A 17,146-nucleotide genomic window follows, 5' to 3' on the forward strand; every position below is an offset into this window, starting at 1 on the left:
ATCGCAAAAAGTGTCGCGACACACGTTATCTCGTTTTGCCGAATTGAATATCGGAGCCTCGCTGTGAGCGTTCAAGCAATGTCATGGGCGCTGTCTTTGCCCACGCAAGTTCTCAAGGATGCTAGCGCACGGCACGTTCTGCTGTGCCTGGCCAACTATGCCGGATCGAACGGCACTGGCGCGTTTCCGTCAGCTTCCACTCTGGCTCAGGACACCGGTCTATCCGAGCGCACCGTGCGTTACAAGTTAGATGACTTGGAGAAGTCGGGACTGATCAAGCAGGGCAATCAGGCGATTGCTGCTGTTCACATTGATCGCCATGACCGACGCCCAGTCGTTTACGACCTTCAAATATTGCGGGGTGCAAATGCTGCACCCCGTTCGGAACGGGGTGCAAATGACGGCACGGGGTGCAATCCACAACAGAACGGGGTGCAATCTACGACAGAGCGGGGTGCAGCGGCTGCACCCAATACGTCAATTAACCATCAGGTAACCGAACAGCAGCTGCAGCGCGAGTTTTCTGGCGTGGTCGATGATCAGGATCGACAAGCTCTCGATGCTCTCGAAGATCCTCGCCAGCGCTTTTCGATGTTTGCCGACTGGGAGTTCAGCGCTAAACAGTTGGAAGACCAGCTTCGCCTGATGTGCTTGCCGATCTCATCGGCTACCGATGAGTTGATTAACTCGTTCAAAGGTTTCTTCATCGCCAAACCCGATACCCGTGACAACGCCGCCGGCTGGTGCCACCGCCTTGCCAAGTGGATCAAGCGTGATCGCGCAGTGAAGTCCGGCGACATTGAGGAAGAGATGGATGCGACCGGTGACTGGACTGCCAAGGGGGTTCGGGTATGAAATCTGCACGCGATCTTATTGCCGAACGGCGAACCGACCCTACCTACAAGCCGACGTCCGACCCAGTAGTGGCCGAGGTTGATCCATCGACCAAAGCTGTCATCGACGATTTGTTCCTGCGTCTTCGCGGTGCCTGTGGCGCATGGCGCCAGTCTTGGCCGACTGAGGCCGTGATGAACGCCTCGAAGCTTGAATGGCTCGGCGAGTTCATGCGCTCCGGGATCAACCGGATGGAGCAAATCGACCACGGCATGCGCGTCCTGAGTGCGAGTAAGTCTGCATTTGTTCCGGCGCCCGGGGTTTTCGTCAGCTGGTGCTTTGCCCCTGAAGGGCTGGGATTGCCGAGCGTCGAAAAGGCGTACGCCCAGGGTCTTCGCAACTGCCATCCCGCTATGCGTGATTCGGCCAAGTGGATGCACGCTGCGGTCTACCACGCTACTGCGGCCGCTGGTTTTCATGGCCTGCCATTGCTCTCGCGTGAACTTGGTTTGGCGAGCTTCGAGCGTCACTACTTGGCCCAGTGCAGGAAGATCTGGAAGGGTGAACCCCTAGGCTCTATCCCTATTGCTGAACTTGCTGCGCCTAAGCCTGATCGCAACCCCGAAGTGGGTAACACCGCTTTGGCCAACTTGCGCGCGATGCGTGCGGGGAGGGTAGAACGTGTGTGACCGTCGCCTTGCTGTACCCGAAATCGATACCTATCGCTTCGCAGTGTTCTGCTGCTCGTTCAAGGTCGATTTGAGTTCGCCACCTGATCACGCGCTGGCGCTGTTTGCCGACGAGGCCATGGCCAAGCGTTATGGCTCGTGGATGTGGCCGGGGACCTATGAAGTCGTTGACGTCGTGACGGGGAAGCCTTCATGCGAGTGAGCTCGAAGAAGCTTCGCGCCTCGGCAAATGGCCAAGAGTGCACCGTCCGGATGCCAGGCATCTGCAATCACAATCCAGAAACGACCGTCCTTGCGCATTTGCCTTGCGGGCGGAAGGGCATGGGCATGAAAGGCTTTGACATCGTGGCGGTGTACGCGTGCTCCGCTTGCCACGACGTGATCGACGGCCGCGCCGCCGGCGAGATCGACTGGCAGGACGTGCCGCGCGCCATCGCCGAAACCTACGAAGCCCTGATCAGGACTGGAATTCTCACCGTTAAGGGGGCCGCATGAGTACCGCCGCGGTGAAGATCACCGAAGCTGAGATCAAGCGCCAAGTGGCCGGCACCGTACAGGACGTACGCGACATCGAGAATAAGGGCCTGTACCTGCGCTTCAATAAGGCTCGAACCGGTGGCTCGTGGTACCTGGTGTTGAAGGGCAAGTGGAATCCCATCGGCACGTTCCCCGAGCTGACTCACAAACAGGTTGTAGCGGCGCTGCCGTCGCTTCGGCTGCGTCTGGCCGCCGGGGAGGGTGCGAGCCTGTCGAAGTGGACCGCTGTTGGCGAACTGCTGGACTGGTTCGCTGATCGCATGTCGCGCGATCGCAATCTGTCGACCAAACGCAAAAACACCGGCGCCTCGATCATCAAGTGCCACCTGAAACCGCGCCTCGGCGAGCTGCCCCTGATCGGCATCGACAAGGCCGCTCTCGACACCCTGCTGATGTGGCCGCTGCAGGAGACGGTTTCCATCGACTACGTGCGTTCCGCGTTTCAGCTGTTGGCCTTGTCATTCCGGCAGGCGGCCAAGCTGGGGATGATCACGCCCAACCCGATGGCAGCGATCCGGTTCAACGACTTCTCTAAGGCAAAGGTCGGCATCAAGCCGTCCCGTCTGCGCGGCGTTCAGTTGGAAGGCCTGCTCGGGCAACTGGCCGAAGTCATGAGCACCGCGCCGCTGGATTCGATGCTCGCACTGATGATGCTCTGCCATGGCACGCGGATCGGTGAAACCCGGATGGCGCGCTGGTCGCACATCAGCCTGGCCGAACGCGAATGGTTCATCCCGGCCGAGAATACGAAAACCGGTGTCGAGCATCACCTGCCCCTGACCGAGCAAGTATGCACGCTGCTGACCCGGTATCGAGAAGGCCAATACGCTCGAGGCTATGAGGGCCAGTGCCTGTTCCCGGCACGTAATGGCAAGGCGCTGGGCGAGGCTCAGGGCTGCGCCGTGTTTCGTCGACTGGGGCAGGGCGATTGGACCAGCCACGACCTGCGCAAGGTGGCGCGCACCGGTTGGGCAGACCTTGGCATCGATCACCTGATTGGTGAGCTGCTGATCAACCACGCGATGGGCCACAACGTGAAGGTTTACATCCAGTCGGACGTGATGAGCCGCAAGCGTGATGCCCTCGAGCAGTGGCACGCGCATCTAGATCAGAAAGGCTTTGCAGCGATTCACGGATTGACCGGCTTTAGATTTGAAGATTCCGGTAATTCGCTGCAAGCCACAGAACATAAGGCCCGCAAGGCCACTGAAGAAACAACCATAGGCGAGGTTTCAAAACATGCAGAAAAGGCCAGTGTCTAGCTTTAAGCGGGAACGGATCGAGCTCGAGCCTTGCTCGATCTGCAAGGGAAAAGCGGTTGTAAAAGGACTATTTCATGAGCTGGTTTGTGCTGATTGCAACGGCTCAGGTTGGGTTGTTTGGGGTAGCAAACTGGTGCTTTCTTCGGACGAGTTAGTCACTCAGTTAAGTTTCAAACTGCAGCACGCTCAGCGTGAAATTTCCGCGCTGAAAGTTTCGCCACCCATGGCTGGACCACAGAGCCAATACGAACAATCGAACCGCCTGGGAGCGGGCGGAACAAATTACACAGGGGATTGAAAGAATGATGATTCGTAAGCCAGCAGGCCGACCATTGGGGGACACCGAATACCTACTTGAGCAGTGGGGCTGGTGGAGGATGGATGGAATGGGTGTTCCTGGTTACACGTCACCGACTTTAGCGCTGATGCGACAAGCGGTAGCCCAGCCGTCTGCGAGCAAGAACTACTGCATCACGGATGACTGGGCGATTGCTATCGACAATGCAGTTGCCAGGCTCGCACATCGGGATCAACAAATGGGCGATATCATCTGGCTTTATTACGGCGCCAAATGGGCAATGGTAAAAGTCGGTAAGCATTATGGGATCAGTGAGGGTAAGGCGAGGGAGCTGGCTAGGGCAGGGGCGGCTTGGGTGGATTGTGCCGTGGGTGAAATGCGTACAGCAGCCTGAGATTTTCGCGATGCCAGGAGGACTCTGAGTCCCCCTGGCTGAGTGCTTAAAAGGCGTTGTTCCACGCCTTCGTTAAAGCATCTAACAAGGCAGGCATATTAGATTCAAAGGACTCTTTGGAAATTTCATCGCCAACAGTCTTCGCGAGTTGCTTTTTCTGGTGGCCGGACATTCCTTTGGTTTGCTCTTCACTTCGTTTCCATCCCTGCTCATCGGGGTAGCATTCTTCGAGGCTGCCAAAAGGAAGTACAACTATTTGATTTCTGCGGTGTAAGTCAATATGACCCTCAATGAATTGTTCAAATCCGGGTCTTGCTTTTTCAGTAGGTTGGTCGCATAAGATAATCGTACGTTCGTTGTAAATGCTTGTGCCCATTGGAGAGTAAGCTTTTGATATTGCATTTATGGAACGTTTTGCTTGGTGCGTATCGCCTTCGGCAGAAATGATCTGTATCGAAGGTTGATTATTATAGTGGCGCTTTATTACACGGGTCAAAAGTTCAAGTTCACTCGGTCCTTCTACAATCAGAAAATTTCTTGGTAGTAACAGATCGGCGGGGCTGCCCCCGAGTAATTCGTAGATTATATAAGGCTTATCATTCTCGTCTGTTTTAAAGATTTCCGTTTTGCAATCATGCTTTTCTGTCTTGAATACTGACTCGCGACTGCTTGAGTCGGCGACGAAGACCGATGAGTGTGTACTGATCACAACTTGATCAAGGGTTGAACTCAGCTCTAATAAAACATCTTTTAGCTTTCTTTGGGCCGTGGGGTGGAGGTGCAATTCTGCTTCATCAATGAAGAATAAAAAGGATTTTCCCGCGTCCTCTCTCGCTTTGCGATAGTCGGCATATGCCTGGATGATTGCGAGCATCAATGCTCGCTGCATCCCGTCTCCTTTTTCACTTGCGTAGGTCTCGATCCCATCATCGACAACTGTTTCGAACTTCTTCAATAGATCGCTAAACTCCGGGGATAGAACTTCAAAGTAAACCTTGGAGCACTCGGAGAACTGCTTTTCGAGATGGCTTTTTACGGAGTGTCCCAAAGCCTTGAAATGAGCATTAACGGCAGAATCTTCGGCGTTAAATAGGTCGTCGAAGGTGTTGCGAAACATTTTGTATTTTGGGTCGTCATTTAATATTTCTTCTATGACAGATGAGAGCATAATTCCAACAGCGCTTTTTTGGTTATATTTTGTGAATTCTTCATAATATTGGCGGGTGTGGATGTACTCAAACTTAGGGAGGAAATCATTGAGGGCTGGGTCAAATCCGGTGGGGTTTTTTTTGATTTCACCATTGATTTCCACTACGCGTTTTTTTGGCTCTGAACTTTGTCTTGTAACGACTATGTTATCTGCGCCAGATAGGAAGTTCTGGATTTTTGTCCGATTGGCTTCGTTTATCATGTTCTCGGCGCCATGTTGAGCGCCTGAGAACTCTAAGCTCACAATGATCTCTCTCCCTGCCTCTCGCTGGTACTTCATATCGCTAGTAAGACCGGAGCCGGTATAAAACCAAGCTATTGCCTCAAAAAAATTGGTTTTTCCTGTGTTGTTTTGGCCTATCAAAATATTGAAGTCGGAGAGGGTCAAATGCGCATTTTCAATAGATCTGAAATTTTCAATTTTAACGCTTACGATTTTCATATTGCCTCCATGCCAAAACGGAAACAGAAAAGTGCGATGCAGGAGTCAACGATAGCCTATAGGTGGTTTTTTGCTTGCCTATCCGCCTCGCGGTACAAAATCTTCTGTTGCCATCGAGATTTATACGGATAAGAAGACAAAAAACACTTTTCCGCACGGAATAGGTTTGTTTTTATAGCAGCGTGAACTGCTGTGAACGCAGCGAGACGCTTTCGAAACCCGGCCAATGAGTCGGGTTCTTTATACCTACTTACAAGCCCCGCCATTGAGCGGGGCTTTATCGTTTTCGGCCCCATGCCTGCCTCTTTGCCCTGCGCGGATGACAGTGACATGGAGGCCGAACCTATTCGAGGACTACAGATGAGCACCGAGCAACAAGCTCTCGCGGATGTGCCCCTTTGGCTTTTGATCCTGCTGAGCATGGCGGGCCTGTCGGGGGAAATGCTGAGGGCGTCAGGAAGCGACCTTGCTCTTCGGCAAATCCTGCAACGAGTGGCTTTGCGATTTCTCGCATCTGGTCTGCTGGGTATGGCGACGTTGCTGCTAGCGATGGCGCTCTGGAACAACCTCTACCTGGCTGCTGGATTGGGCATCGTCATTGCGGTGATTGGTGCCGATGTAGCCGGTGGTTTGTACACCCGGTTCTTGGCAAAGAAGGCAGGTATTCAAGTCGACGAGTAGGTCGCTGACGATCAAATACTCCAGGGAGATCGGTCAATGCAGGTCCGCGTGATAGGCGATGACGGGAAGGAGTTGTCTGTCAAAAGTGAGACCCGACCTGACCTGGCGCTGACATCGCCGGGGACCCTGAGGTTATCTGAAGGGTACGGGGTCGGAAACCCGCGGGAAAGCGTTAGCCACAGGGCTGGAAAGTTAGTTGACAGCGGTTGACAGGTTGACAAGAAATTCTGTGTTTCCAGCGACAGAGTTCGCATGTTCCAAACAGTGTTTTTTAGTGAAGTCCCCCCCGGTTCTATTGGGCTGTAGGCTTTTTCATGACTGTTCATTTTCTTAAACAGCAGCCCCGGCGCAATGGTCAGAAGGCTTGTCAACTAAGCCGGGTTAGTTGACAGGCTTAACAAGCCACGACGATGGAGGCCGCATGGCTTTTGTAACTCGCAAGGAGTACTGCGAGCTGAAGGGGTGGTCTCGGCAGTACGTTGGCAAGCTGGTCAAGAGTCAACGACTGGTTCTGAATGCTGCCGGGAAGATTGATGTAGAGGCCAGCGAGCGGCTTCTGGCCATGACGAGCGACCCGAGCAAGGCCGGCGTCGCCGCTCGACATGAGCGCAATCGTCCGAAACGGGATGATCAGCCACCTCTGGAAATAGTCATCGCAGACTTTGTAGATGACCCCTCTGGTGGGGTACCCGACTTTCAAAAGTCACGCGCGCTTCGTGAGCACTACCTGTCGCTTCAGGAAAAAAACAACTTCCTTAAAGCCCAAGGCACCTTGGTAGAGCGCAAAGCGGTCGAAGATGCGGCCTATAACGCCGGTCGCTTACTGCGCGATCTTTTGCTTGGAATGGCTCCGCAGCTCGCGCCTGAGCTGGCCTCGCTGTCTGATCCATGGCAAATCGAAAAGCGTCTGACGTCGGCTTTACGACAAACACTGGAAGATGCTGAGCGGCTGTCAGCAGCAGATCTACAACAAGCCATTACCCCGAGCTAAACCTATGTCCTTAGAAATGTCGAACGGTGCGACGGTGTACCGCGAAGCGTATTTCCGTGGGCAGCGACCAGAGCCAGATGTCTGGATTGATCAGTGGGCCGACGAGTACATGCGCATTCCGCGCGACACGGGTGCGGCCGAGCCTGGTCAATACCACACTTCGCGCACCCCTTATGCGCGTGAGCCGATGCGCTGTCTGTCACCTGCCCACCCGTGCAAGCGCGTGGTGACCATGGTGGCCTCGCAGTTGATGAAAACGCAGATCGCCTTGAACTGGATCGGCGGGCTGATCCATATGGCACCGTCCAACATCCTCACGTTGTTGCCCAGCCTGGGGTTGGCCAAGCGGGTATCGTCGCGGATTGGTAAAACCATCAAGGCGACGCCGGTGCTTCGTGAGCGCGTGGCGTCCAACCGCTCGCGAGATGCGCGCAACACCATGGACACGAAGGAGTTCGAGGGTGGTTCGCTGTACATCACCACGGCCGGTTCTGCGGCCAACCTGGCGGAGCTTTCCGCACGCTACATCTACGGCGACGAGGTTGATCGCTGGAGTGTCGACGTGGGCGAAGAGGGCGACCCGGTCGAACTGGCCGAGACTCGCGGCAGTACGTTCGGCCGTAACGCAAAATTTTACTTTTCCAGTTCGCCGACGGTCAGGGGGGCGTCCCGGATCGCTGATCTGTTTGAGGTCAGCGATCAGCGTTACTACTACGTGCCGTGCCCAACCTGTGAACACATGCAGGTTCTGGAGTGGGAGCGTTTGCATTACTCGGCGGATTTTCAGGTTGTGCATTACCAGTGTGCCGGCCCCGACTGCGACGTACTGATCGAGGAGCGCTATAAGGGCGAAATGCTGGCGAAAGGGGAGTGGCGAGCACACACCCAAGGCGATGGCGAAACCATTGGTTTTAACTTGAATGCGTTGTACTCGCCGCCCGGATGGACCGGTTGGGCCTCGTTGGCCAAGCAATTCGAGAAGGCTAAAAAGGCTCAGGCCAAAGGCGATCTGGAGCCGATGCAGGTGTTTTATAACACTCGTCTGGCCAAGGTCTGGGATAGCGCTCAGGAGCAAACCTCGGCCGATGTGCTGAAGGATCGGGCGCGGCTGGAAAGCTACGGGCTTGGCTCAATGCCCGACGGCGTGTTGATGCTGACCGCTTCTGTTGACACCCAAGCCAACCGCCTGGAACTGATGGTGATGGGTTGGGGTGCTGGCATGGAGCGCTGGGTGGTCGACTTTCAAGTGATCTCCGGCGACCCTGCCGATGAGCGCACCTGGGTGGCGCTGGATGAGTTACTCAAGGCCCGTTACCGACACCCTTGTGGTGCTGAGCTGATGATCATGGCGACTGCGGTCGACTCCGGTGGTAACCATACGGATGAGGTCTATCAGTTCTGTCGTATGCGCCGCTGGCGCAGCGTGTTCGCCATCAAGGGGGCGAGCAAGCGGGGCCGGCCGGTGATCGCGCAGCGACCTTCGATGGTCGACGTGACATGGAAGGGACTGACTGAACGGCATGGCGCCGAGCTATGGATTGTCGGTACCGACACGGCGAAGGACTGGATCTACAACCGCTATGCATTCGACACCGGCCCGGGAGCGCTGCACTTTGCCAACGACCTGCCGGATGACTTTTTCGCCCAGTGTGTGGCTGAGCGCAAAGTTACCCGTTACGTCAGGGGGCATAAACGCATTGAATGGACCAAGGGCAAGTCCGAGCGCAACGAAGCGCTCGACCTGTTGGTTTACAACCTGGCCATGGCCCATTACCTCGGCATCAATCGCTACCAAGATCACGATTGGGCGAGGATTCGGCAGGCGGTCATCCAGTCGGCTTCGGGCGATAGTGGCCAACCCGTTCAGAGCGAGCGGCTCAGCCGGCCAGTCGAAACACCGGCAGCACCACAGGCGCCGCAACCCGCCGTGAAACCACGTCCGACAACGGCCCCCCCACAACGCCGCAGCTCCACCAGTGGCTACCTGAAGAGACGCTGATATGTCATTTACGAAAAAGCACCTCGACGCGGTTGAGGCGGCCATTGCTCGCGGTGAGAAAACTGTGCGCTACACCGACCGTACCGTGGAATACCGCACGGTCGATGAACTGCTCGCGGCGCGCGCGGAAATACGCTCGTCGCTGGCACGCGACGCCGGGCCACGTTCGCGCGTGGTCCGCCTTTATCACGGGGGCAAGGGACTTTAATGGCCCGACATTTTCCGACGTTGACCCGTAACGGCTTTGTGCTGCCGTCCAACATCAAGGCCAGTTACGAAGGCGCTGGTGAAGGCCGCCGATCCGCTAACTGGGATGCTCCCGACAACGGGATCAACAGCATCAACACCCCGGCACTGCGCAATTTGCGGTCGCGCTCCCGGGCAGCTGTTCGCAATGACCCGTATGCCTTCAACGTCATCGACAAGCGCGTCAGCAACCTGATCGGCACCGGCATCACCCCTCGGCCAGCGACCGATGATGATGCCCTGCGCAAGCTGCTGCAGGAGTTGTGGAGCGATTGGGTTGATGAATCTGATGCGGATGACCGCACCGACTTTTACGGCCAGCAGGCGCTGGTGGCGCGCACGGTGGAAACATCGGGTGAATGCTTTGTTCGCTTGCGTCCTCGCAGTCGGGACGAAGGCTTGGCGGTTCCGCTGCAGTTGCAGATTCTGGCGCCGGAGTTCGTGCCGCACGACAAATTCGAGAGCACCAAGAACGGCAACGTCATCCGCGCCGGCATCGAGTTCACGCCCGGCGGCAAGCGGGTAGCGTATTGGATGTACCTGTCGCACCCGCGTGATGCGGCCTCGTTGAACGCCGGCTACAACCAGCTAGTGCGCGTCCCGGCCGCGCAGGTGCTGCACATCTTCGAACCGGTCGAACCTGGCCAGTTGCGCGGTGTGCCGCGATTGTCGCCGGTTCTGAAACGGCTACGCAGTCTGGACAACTACGACGACGCGGTGCTGTTCCGTCAGGAGGTGGCCAACCTGTTCGCCGGTTTCATCACGCGCCCGCCGCCGGACGCGGGTCCGGCTCCACGCGATCCGGTCACTGGTGCGTTATTGGATCTGGACCGCGACGGCTTCACGCCCATGGTTGCGCTCGAACCCGGCACCATGCAGGAACTCGGTCCGGGCGAAGAGGTGGAATTTTCCAAACCGCCGGATGCGGGCAACAACTACCCGGACTTCATGCGTCAGCAGTTGATGGCTGCAGCGGCGGGTAGCGGTACGCCTTACGAGATCCTCACCGGCGACATGCGCGGAATCAACGACCGAGCGCTGCGGGTTGTACTCAACGAGTTTCGGCGCCGCCTGGAACAACTCCAATTCAGCGTGTACGTCCATCAACTTTGCCGTCCGGTGCGGGCCGCGTGGATGGACATGGCGGTGCTTTCGGGTGTTCTGGTGCTGGACGATTACGCACAGAAGCGCCGCCAGTACCTGCGCACTCGCTGGGTACCGCAAGGCTGGGCCTACATCCAGCCGGTGCAGGACGTGCAGGCGCGAGCGATGGAGGTGAGAGCCGGTTTTTCGTCGCGCAGCGAGATGGTCTTGCGTACCGGCTACGACGCCGAAACGGTCGATCTGGAAAACGCTGCCGATCTGGCGCGGGCCACCGCATTGGGCCTCAACTACAACACCCTGGATGCCGTCGAAGACACCGACGACAAGGAGCAACCATGAGCAAGAGCGCGAAACCGCGTATTTACAACCGCGCCGGCAAACGCGTCGAGGTCAAGGACAAGACCTGGTATGCCGTTAATGCCAGCGGCGAAGCGGCCGATCGAGTGATCGAAGTTTTCGTCTATGGCGAGATCGGCGCGTGGGGTATCACTGCCAATCAGTTCGTGCAGGATCTGCGCGCTCTGGATGACGGTGTGTCGCCGGTAGTCGCCGCGTTCAACAGCATCGGTGGCGATCTGTTCGATGGTCTGGCCATGCACAACGCGCTGTCGCGGCTGGGCGAGCGCTGCACCGGCCGGATCGATGCACTGGCCGCCAGTGCGGCCAGTGTGGCCGTGTGCGGTGCACACCGCGTAGTCATCGCGGCGAACGCCATGCTGATGATTCATAACCCCTACACCTATACAGGCGGGGACGCTGAGGACTTTCGCCGGGTCGCTGATGTGCTGGATCAAACCTTGGAGGCGATCATTGCGGCCTATAAGGCCAAGGCGCCCAACATCGACGACGCGGAACTGCGGCGAATGGTTAATGCAGAAACCTGGCTGACTGCCAATGAAGCATTGGCCCTCGGTCTGGCTGATGAAGTCGGCGACGGCATCAAAGTCAAAGCGTGCCTCGGTCAAGGCGCGGTGCTGCAACGATTCCAGAACGCACCGGCTGATTTGCTGGCCCAGCTCGACGAGGCACCCGAGCCGGATCCGGATCTTGATCCTGTCGATCCGCCGCCGGTGCCGCCCGTTGTGGCCTCGGCCAAGTTGGCATTGATGGTCACTCAGCGCTGCACGGCGGCGGGCATCAGCAACCTGATCGAGCCGCTGCTCAAGTCCACCCAGCTTGAAAGTGAAGAGATCGTTTTGGCGGGTCTGGAGCGCGCCAAGGCGATTAACGACCTCTGCGTGGCCGCGCGGCTGCCGGAATTCAGCGCCGAGTATGTCGCGGCAGGTCTGGATGCCCCGGCGGTGCGGGCGCGTCTGTTCGACAAGATTGTCACCAGCGGTAAGGGCTTTGAAATCGACAACAGTCTGCCGCTGGCGGACGACCTGGCGCCCAAGGTGCTGGCCAAACAACCTGACCCCAACTCGATTTGGGCTGCTCGCCAAGCGGCTCAAACTGGAACCGCGCGCGGCGCGAAAGGAGCATGAGCATGAACATCAAACGGGAACCGATGCACGCAGGTGAATTCCTGCTGTCCGAAGGCGCCGGAAACATTTCGCGGGAAACGATCAATGTCGCCGCTGGCCCGGCACTGAATTCGGGCCAAGTCCTCGGGCTGGTGACGGCCACGGGCGAGTTTGCGCCGTATGATCCGGCCGCCGAAGACGGCACCCAATCTGCTATCGCGATCCTTTACGGGCCGTTGGGTGAGTCGGACATCGTGCGCCGTGGTCGCGCGGTGGCACGCATGGCTGAGGTCAGCGAAGCGCACCTGACAGGGCTGGACCCTGAAGCCGAAAAAGATCTGGCGGCTCATTTCCTGATCGTCCGCTAAGACGTTTCCTTCTTTATATGCATCCCGCCGCGTGCGGGATTTTTCGTTTCTGGAGAGTACCCATGGCCGATATCGCCATTTTTGAAGACGAAGCGTTTACCGTTACCTCGCTGACCGCTGCACTCAATGATCAACCCTACCTGCCGGGCCGCATCAGCGCCTTGGGCCTGTTCCGCGAGGAAGGCATTACCACCCTGACCGTGCAGATTGAAAAGGACGGTGACACCCTGGCACTGGTGCCGGCCGGTGAGCGCGGTGGTTCTGGCCTGGTGGTTGCTGCGAGCAAGCGCAACCTGATCCCGTTCAACACCGTGCACCTGCCGGAGCGTTTCACCATCAAGGCGGATGAGATCCAAGGCATCCGCGCCTTCGGCACTCGCACTGAGCTGCAGGCGGTGCAGGACGTGGTCAATGCGCGGCTGGCTAAGGCGCGTCGTCAGTTGGACGCCACCCACGAATTCCAGCGCATGGGCGCACTCAACGGCCAGATCCTCGACGCTGATGGTTCGACGGTGCTGCTGGACTTGTTTGAGCGCTTCGGTGTGCAACGTCAGAAGATGTCCATGGGGCTGACTGAAGCCGGTACCGAGCTGCGGGTCAAGTGCGGTGAGGCGCTGGACATGCAGGAGGATGCGCTGGGCAGCGTGACCAGTACCGGTTCGCGCGCTTTCTGCGGCAAGAACTTCTGGAACAAGCTGATTGTTCACAAGTCGGTCAAAGAGACCTACCTCAACAGTCAGCAAGCGGCAGCGCTGCGTGGCGACGCCCGGGAAAGCTTCGAGTTCGGCGGCATCATCTGGGAGCGCTACCGTGGCAAGGTGGCCGGCGTGTCTTTCGTCCACGACGATAAGGCGCTGCTGGTTCCCGAAGGCGTGCCCGATCTGTACATCTCGGTGTTTGCACCGGCCGACTACATGGAAACGGTCAACACTCAGGGCATTCCGTACTACAGCATGATCGAGCCGCTACCCTTCAACAAAGGCATGGCCGGTGAAGCGCAGTCCAACCCACTGCACCTGTGCACTCGACCGCGTGCCCAGATCCTGCTGGAACTCTGACCGTGGGCTTTCGCGATCTGATCGCCGAGGTCGACGCGGTGGTGTTCGAAACGCTGGGCGACACCGCACGGATCGAGGGTCGCGAAGAGCCAGTGCTCGGCATGTTTGCCGCGCCCTGGCTGCAACCCAAGTTCGGCAAGCTCAACACCGGGTTGCGTGAGCCTCGCTTCGAGATTCGCGTCAGCGATTCGCATGGTCTGGAACAGGGAATGCGGGTCAGCGTTGACCTGCCTGCCTTGGACGGCGGCGGTGACTACGACCTGATCCAGCTCGAACCGAGCGGTGACGGGCTGGTCGCCCTGATTCTGAGGTTACGGCCATGAGCGTCGGCAGCTATTTCAAACCCTCGGCCGGGGGCGGGATGATCTCCATCCAGTCCTCGGCCGCAGACTTTCAGGCGTTTCAGGACTTTGCCAAGGTGGTGCCGAAAGCGGCTGCGGCGGCGCATCGGCGCGCGATCAACAAGACGTTGGGTAGGTTGCGCACGCACATCGCCCGAGCCGTCAGCCGGTCAGAGCGCATTGCCGTAGCGGCGGTGCGTCAGCGGTTGCGCAGCTATCCAGTTTCCGGGGCGGCCGCGAGCGGCAAACTGTGGTTCGGGTTGAACACCATCGAATCCAGCCGGATCGGCCGGGCGCGGCAGACCGGCAGTGGTGTGTCGGTGGCGGGGCGGCGTTACGAAGGTGCCTTTCTCAAGAAGGTCTACGGCAACAAGCCCGACATCTGGATCCGCACGGCCAGCAAGCATTTCAACGCGGACGACTACCCGGACAGCACGGTGTCACCCGGTCGCGGGCCGAGTTCGGGTTGGGTCGCTGAAAACGGTAGTCGTTTCCCGCTGGCCAAAGCCAAGGTGTCGCTTGAGCAAGCCCGGCCGCATTTCGACAGCTGGGTCAAAAAGGCAGACGAGATCCTGTTGGCGATTCTCAAACAAGAACTCAACTTTGAGCTGCAGAAATACCTCAAGAGGATCGGCAATGTCTGACGAACCGTTCAGCCTGGACCAGCTTTATCGGGCGGTAGAACAGCATCTGCGTACCCACTTGCCGGGCGTGCAGACCGTCACCGCTTGGCCAGACATTAAGGATCGCGTGTCGCTGCCGGCGGTGTTTCTGGAAGTGGCCGAGATTGAGCCGGGTACCGATATCGGCACCGGCGAAACCTCGCTGGTCTGCAAGTTCGAGGCGCGAATCATCGTTGACCCGATCAAGGCGCACCATCATCAACAGGCCGTGCAATTGGCGACGCAGTTGGCGGTGCTGCTGCGTTCGCAGACGTGGGGGTTGCCAGTTGAACCCGCCGAGTTTGTGCAATCGCTGCAGGACTGGACCCAGCCGCACCTGGATGGATACACCGTGTGGCTGGTGGAGTGGACGCAGCAAGTCTATCTCGGCCCGGAGGAATGGCTCTGGCCTGACGAGCCGCCGGGCATGTTGCTCATCGGATTCAACAACGACGCCAAAGAGGACTTTGTCCCTGCGGAGGATGTGTGAGCAGCTACGCGAGCGCCCAGCATGACCGCATGATCGCCGGGGCGGTAAAGGCTTGCTACGTGGTAGCGGTGGATCTGTCCGCTTCGCCGCCGGTATGTCGCGTGTCGGATGGCAGTGATTGGGTCAGCGCTTGGGTGCGCTGGCACAGCATCGCCGCCGGCAAGGCTAGGCACTGGCGGGCGCCGTCTTTGGGCGAGCAGGGCAGTTTGATCAGTCCCAGCGGTGACGTGTCACAAGGCACGTTTGTCCCGGGCCTGTATGGCAATGCCGGACCCCCGCCAGACAACCGCGACCATGTCGAGGTCTGGCGTTTTGATGATGGCGGCTCGCTGATCTACGACTGGCAGGCCAAGAGCTACACCATCACCCTGCCGAGCGGTACGGTCAGCATTAAAGTGGCCAGCACGGAAGCGGTCGTCACCGATGCCGCCGTGAGCGTGACCACCGGCAACATCAACCTGAAAGCGGCGGTGATGATCGACGGCGCGTTGCATGTCACCAAGGGCATCACCAGTGCCGGCGCAATCATCGACGCCACCGGCAACAGCAACCACCACACGCATTAATTCATTCACCACAGCCCGCCCAGTGCGGGCTTTTTCATGCCTGGAGAACCACATGGCCAAGATCGATACGACCTCAACCGATGCGCAAACGTCCTCGGAACCGGCATTGTCATCCCTAACTTACTCATCGCCCGAATTCTTGAAATTCCGCGACAAGCTCTACACGTCGCGACTGGTGATCGTGCCCGGTACTGACCGTTCCTATCCGGTGGAGAAGGCGACGGTCGTGGTGCCGGCCTCTGACATCGAGGCGGTCAAGTTCCTGAAAGCCAGCGAAGAATACGAGCCGTTCAAGGAGTGACATAGATGATCGGAATGGATCGCCACACCGGCCAACCCATCTCCGGCATCAAGCATCTGCGGCAATCCATTGCTGACATCTTGAGCACGCCGCTGGGCAGTCGCCGACACCGCATGGAGTACGGCAGCAAGCTGCGGCGGTTTGTCGATTTGCCCGTTAACGAGGGCTGGAAAAGCGCCGTGCAGGCTGAGGTCGCCCGCGCTTTGGGGCGCTGGGAGCCACGTTTGAAGCTCGACCAGGTGCGTGTCCTCTCCGTCATTGGCGGGCAAATCAATCTGCAAATCGTCGGGACGTACCTGGGCGACAGTGTCACGTTGGAGGTGGCCGCATGAGTACCGTTGATCTGTCGTCGTTGCCGGCACCGACCGTGTTGGAGCCTTTGGACTTTGAAGAGGTTTATCAGGACGGGCTGGGCGTGTTTCGCGGTTACATGGGCGGCAACTGGACGGCCGCGCTGGAAAGCGATCCAGTGGTCAAGACGCTTGAGGTCGGGGCTTATATCAAGGTCGGCAACCGCGCCCGGGTCAATGACGCCGGCAAGGCGTTATTACTGGCGCATGCCATTGGCGGTGACCTCGATCACCTGGGTGCGAACGTCAATTTGAAACGCCTGGTGATTCAGGTGGCGGATCTGCAAGCGGTGCCACCGGTGCCCGAGGTCATGGAAGACGACGACCCGTTTCGCGAGCGTATCCAGTTGGCCTATGAGGGGTTGACCACGGCCGGCCCGCGTAACAGCTACATCCTGCATGCGCGTAACGCCTCGGGGCTGGTGGCAGATGCCACGGCCGAAAGCCCGAAGCCTTGCTACGTTACGGTAACGGTGCTGGGGTTGGACGGGGAGGGCGAAGCGCCGCCGGAGCTGTTGGCGACGGTGAACGCGGCGCTGAATGACGAAAACGTTCGCCCGGTCGGTGATCGGGTGACCGTGCAGAGTGCGCAGGTGATCCGCTACGAGATTGACGCCATCTTGCATATGGCCGGCGCCGGCCCGGAAGCGGATGCCAGTTTGGCCGAGGCCAAGAGCCGCTTGGCAGCCTGGATCAATCCACGTAAGCGGCTGGGCGTCGAGGTCGCACGCTCTGCTGTTGACGCTCAGTTGCACGTTGCCGGCGTTGCCCGGGTCGAGTTGGTCGGGTGGCAGGACTTGGCCCCGACCAAGGCTCAAGCGGCGTTCTGCACGCGCTACAACGTGAGGCTGGCGGGCTGAT

General features: G+C 58.4%; 22 protein-coding genes. 21 read left to right on the plus strand and 1 reads right to left on the minus strand.

Annotated elements, in window-relative coordinates; all coding sequences use genetic code 11:
* Window positions 1-78 precede the first annotated feature (78 nt).
* The 6 genes from C6Y56_RS12825 (at window position 79) to C6Y56_RS12850 (ending at window position 4,014) form a co-directional block, all read left to right on the plus strand.
* On the plus strand, window positions 79-855 hold the full coding sequence (locus tag C6Y56_RS12825) for a helix-turn-helix domain-containing protein (RefSeq protein WP_169432631.1): 777 nt from the start codon (window positions 79-81) through the stop codon (window positions 853-855).
* Window positions 852-1,523 (plus strand): replication protein P, encoded by a 672-nt coding sequence (locus tag C6Y56_RS12830; RefSeq protein WP_169430186.1) that lies wholly within the window; start codon window positions 852-854, stop codon window positions 1,521-1,523. Before C6Y56_RS12825 ends, C6Y56_RS12830 begins: the two co-directional genes overlap by 4 nt.
* The gene (locus tag C6Y56_RS12835) at window positions 1,516-1,725 is read left to right on the plus strand and encodes a hypothetical protein (RefSeq protein ID WP_150775389.1); all 210 of its coding nucleotides are present in this window, start codon (window positions 1,516-1,518) and stop codon (window positions 1,723-1,725) included. The genes C6Y56_RS12830 and C6Y56_RS12835 overlap by 8 nt, the downstream gene beginning before the upstream one ends.
* Window positions 1,716-2,018 (plus strand): nuclease domain-containing protein, encoded by a 303-nt coding sequence (locus tag C6Y56_RS12840; RefSeq protein WP_169430187.1) that lies wholly within the window; start codon window positions 1,716-1,718, stop codon window positions 2,016-2,018. Before C6Y56_RS12835 ends, C6Y56_RS12840 begins: the two co-directional genes overlap by 10 nt.
* Window positions 2,015-3,322, plus strand: coding sequence for a tyrosine-type recombinase/integrase (locus C6Y56_RS12845; protein ID WP_169430188.1), 1,308 nt, complete (start codon window positions 2,015-2,017; stop codon window positions 3,320-3,322). The genes C6Y56_RS12840 and C6Y56_RS12845 overlap by 4 nt, the downstream gene beginning before the upstream one ends.
* Window positions 3,323-3,624: 302 nt before the next feature.
* A complete protein-coding gene (locus tag C6Y56_RS12850; RefSeq protein WP_169430189.1) occupies window positions 3,625-4,014 on the plus strand; it encodes an antiterminator Q family protein in 390 nt (129 codons plus the stop codon).
* Between the two features lie 46 nt (window positions 4,015-4,060).
* On the opposite strand, the gene C6Y56_RS12855 is transcribed toward C6Y56_RS12850, so the two are convergent.
* Window positions 4,061-5,665: an ATP-dependent nuclease gene (locus C6Y56_RS12855; protein WP_169430190.1), complete on the minus strand. Its 1,605-nt coding sequence runs from the start codon at window positions 5,663-5,665 to the stop codon at window positions 4,061-4,063.
* 360 nt (window positions 5,666-6,025) lie between these two features.
* On the opposite strand from C6Y56_RS12855, the gene C6Y56_RS12860 reads away from it, so the two are divergent.
* The 15 genes from C6Y56_RS12860 to C6Y56_RS12930 all read left to right on the plus strand — a co-directional run bounded on the left by C6Y56_RS12860 (window position 6,026) and on the right by C6Y56_RS12930 (window position 17,145).
* Complete coding sequence (locus C6Y56_RS12860) at window positions 6,026-6,346, plus strand: phage holin family protein (protein ID WP_169430191.1); 321 nt, start codon at window positions 6,026-6,028, stop codon at window positions 6,344-6,346.
* Between the two features lie 421 nt (window positions 6,347-6,767).
* Window positions 6,768-7,337, plus strand: coding sequence for a terminase small subunit (locus C6Y56_RS12865; protein ID WP_169430192.1), 570 nt, complete (start codon window positions 6,768-6,770; stop codon window positions 7,335-7,337).
* A 4-nt stretch (window positions 7,338-7,341) separates the two neighbouring features.
* Complete coding sequence (locus tag C6Y56_RS12870; RefSeq protein WP_169430193.1) at window positions 7,342-9,336, plus strand: phage terminase large subunit family protein; 1,995 nt, start codon at window positions 7,342-7,344, stop codon at window positions 9,334-9,336.
* 1 nt (window position 9,337) lies between these two features.
* Window positions 9,338-9,544, plus strand: a complete 207-nt coding sequence (locus tag C6Y56_RS12875) for a phage head-tail joining protein (protein WP_064596156.1) — start codon at window positions 9,338-9,340, stop codon at window positions 9,542-9,544.
* On the plus strand, window positions 9,544-11,025 hold the full coding sequence (locus C6Y56_RS12880; RefSeq protein WP_169430194.1) for a phage portal protein: 1,482 nt from the start codon (window positions 9,544-9,546) through the stop codon (window positions 11,023-11,025). Before C6Y56_RS12875 ends, C6Y56_RS12880 begins: the two co-directional genes overlap by 1 nt.
* Window positions 11,022-12,170, plus strand: coding sequence for a head maturation protease, ClpP-related (locus C6Y56_RS12885; protein ID WP_169430195.1), 1,149 nt, complete (start codon window positions 11,022-11,024; stop codon window positions 12,168-12,170). Before C6Y56_RS12880 ends, C6Y56_RS12885 begins: the two co-directional genes overlap by 4 nt.
* 2 nt (window positions 12,171-12,172) lie before the next feature.
* The gene (locus C6Y56_RS12890) at window positions 12,173-12,517 is read left to right on the plus strand and encodes a head decoration protein (protein ID WP_169430196.1); all 345 of its coding nucleotides are present in this window, start codon (window positions 12,173-12,175) and stop codon (window positions 12,515-12,517) included.
* Between the two features lie 62 nt (window positions 12,518-12,579).
* Complete coding sequence (locus C6Y56_RS12895) at window positions 12,580-13,575, plus strand: major capsid protein (protein ID WP_169430197.1); 996 nt, start codon at window positions 12,580-12,582, stop codon at window positions 13,573-13,575.
* A 2-nt stretch (window positions 13,576-13,577) separates the two neighbouring features.
* Entirely contained in the window at window positions 13,578-13,898 is a 321-nt protein-coding gene (locus tag C6Y56_RS12900) for a head-tail joining protein (protein WP_169430198.1), read from the plus strand.
* Window positions 13,895-14,560: a hypothetical protein gene (locus tag C6Y56_RS12905; RefSeq protein ID WP_169430199.1), complete on the plus strand. Its 666-nt coding sequence runs from the start codon at window positions 13,895-13,897 to the stop codon at window positions 14,558-14,560. The genes C6Y56_RS12900 and C6Y56_RS12905 overlap by 4 nt, the downstream gene beginning before the upstream one ends.
* Window positions 14,553-15,068 (plus strand): hypothetical protein, encoded by a 516-nt coding sequence (locus tag C6Y56_RS12910; protein ID WP_169430200.1) that lies wholly within the window; start codon window positions 14,553-14,555, stop codon window positions 15,066-15,068. The genes C6Y56_RS12905 and C6Y56_RS12910 overlap by 8 nt, the downstream gene beginning before the upstream one ends.
* A gap of 29 nt (window positions 15,069-15,097) precedes the next feature.
* Window positions 15,098-15,634: a phage baseplate assembly protein V gene (locus tag C6Y56_RS12915; protein ID WP_169432632.1), complete on the plus strand. Its 537-nt coding sequence runs from the start codon at window positions 15,098-15,100 to the stop codon at window positions 15,632-15,634.
* A 52-nt stretch (window positions 15,635-15,686) separates the two neighbouring features.
* Window positions 15,687-15,935, plus strand: a complete 249-nt coding sequence (locus tag C6Y56_RS12920; protein WP_169430201.1) for a hypothetical protein — start codon at window positions 15,687-15,689, stop codon at window positions 15,933-15,935.
* Between the two features lie 5 nt (window positions 15,936-15,940).
* Window positions 15,941-16,267: a GPW/gp25 family protein gene (locus C6Y56_RS12925; protein ID WP_169430202.1), complete on the plus strand. Its 327-nt coding sequence runs from the start codon at window positions 15,941-15,943 to the stop codon at window positions 16,265-16,267.
* Window positions 16,264-17,145 carry a baseplate assembly protein gene (locus tag C6Y56_RS12930; RefSeq protein WP_169430203.1) on the plus strand — a complete coding sequence of 294 codons (882 nt, stop codon included), beginning with the start codon at window positions 16,264-16,266 and terminating at the stop codon, window positions 17,143-17,145. The genes C6Y56_RS12925 and C6Y56_RS12930 overlap by 4 nt, the downstream gene beginning before the upstream one ends.
* The last annotated feature ends 1 nt before the right edge of the window (window position 17,146 follow it).

It is taken from the genome of Pseudomonas fluorescens (assembly GCF_012974785.1).
Classification (GTDB): domain Bacteria; phylum Pseudomonadota; class Gammaproteobacteria; order Pseudomonadales; family Pseudomonadaceae; genus Aquipseudomonas; species Aquipseudomonas fluorescens_BT.

Excerpts from the sequence above, each read along its gene's own strand:
- C6Y56_RS12885 (WP_169430195.1), top strand. The coding sequence starts at position 11,022 with ATGAGCAAGAGCGCGAAACCGCGTATTTACAACCGCGCCGGCAAACGC.
- C6Y56_RS12920 (WP_169430201.1), top strand. The coding sequence starts at position 15,687 with ATGGCCAAGATCGATACGACCTCAACCGATGCGCAAACGTCCTCGGAA.
- C6Y56_RS12845 (WP_169430188.1), top strand. The coding sequence starts at position 2,015 with ATGAGTACCGCCGCGGTGAAGATCACCGAAGCTGAGATCAAGCGCCAA.
- C6Y56_RS12840 (WP_169430187.1), top strand. The coding sequence starts at position 1,716 with ATGCGAGTGAGCTCGAAGAAGCTTCGCGCCTCGGCAAATGGCCAAGAG.
- C6Y56_RS12880 (WP_169430194.1), top strand. The coding sequence starts at position 9,544 with ATGGCCCGACATTTTCCGACGTTGACCCGTAACGGCTTTGTGCTGCCG.
- C6Y56_RS12825 (WP_169432631.1), top strand. The coding sequence starts at position 79 with ATGTCATGGGCGCTGTCTTTGCCCACGCAAGTTCTCAAGGATGCTAGC.
- C6Y56_RS12875 (WP_064596156.1), top strand. The coding sequence starts at position 9,338 with ATGTCATTTACGAAAAAGCACCTCGACGCGGTTGAGGCGGCCATTGCT.
- C6Y56_RS12855 (WP_169430190.1), bottom strand. The coding sequence starts at position 5,665 with ATGAAAATCGTAAGCGTTAAAATTGAAAATTTCAGATCTATTGAAAAT.
- C6Y56_RS12910 (WP_169430200.1), top strand. The coding sequence starts at position 14,553 with ATGTCTGACGAACCGTTCAGCCTGGACCAGCTTTATCGGGCGGTAGAA.
- C6Y56_RS12915 (WP_169432632.1), top strand. The coding sequence starts at position 15,098 with ATGATCGCCGGGGCGGTAAAGGCTTGCTACGTGGTAGCGGTGGATCTG.
- C6Y56_RS12890 (WP_169430196.1), top strand. The coding sequence starts at position 12,173 with ATGAACATCAAACGGGAACCGATGCACGCAGGTGAATTCCTGCTGTCC.
- C6Y56_RS12865 (WP_169430192.1), top strand. The coding sequence starts at position 6,768 with ATGGCTTTTGTAACTCGCAAGGAGTACTGCGAGCTGAAGGGGTGGTCT.
- C6Y56_RS12860 (WP_169430191.1), top strand. The coding sequence starts at position 6,026 with ATGAGCACCGAGCAACAAGCTCTCGCGGATGTGCCCCTTTGGCTTTTG.
- C6Y56_RS12895 (WP_169430197.1), top strand. The coding sequence starts at position 12,580 with ATGGCCGATATCGCCATTTTTGAAGACGAAGCGTTTACCGTTACCTCG.
- C6Y56_RS12905 (WP_169430199.1), top strand. The coding sequence starts at position 13,895 with ATGAGCGTCGGCAGCTATTTCAAACCCTCGGCCGGGGGCGGGATGATC.
- C6Y56_RS12850 (WP_169430189.1), top strand. The coding sequence starts at position 3,625 with ATGATGATTCGTAAGCCAGCAGGCCGACCATTGGGGGACACCGAATAC.
- C6Y56_RS12925 (WP_169430202.1), top strand. The coding sequence starts at position 15,941 with ATGATCGGAATGGATCGCCACACCGGCCAACCCATCTCCGGCATCAAG.
- C6Y56_RS12930 (WP_169430203.1), top strand. The coding sequence starts at position 16,264 with ATGAGTACCGTTGATCTGTCGTCGTTGCCGGCACCGACCGTGTTGGAG.
- C6Y56_RS12870 (WP_169430193.1), top strand. The coding sequence starts at position 7,342 with ATGTCCTTAGAAATGTCGAACGGTGCGACGGTGTACCGCGAAGCGTAT.
- C6Y56_RS12830 (WP_169430186.1), top strand. The coding sequence starts at position 852 with ATGAAATCTGCACGCGATCTTATTGCCGAACGGCGAACCGACCCTACC.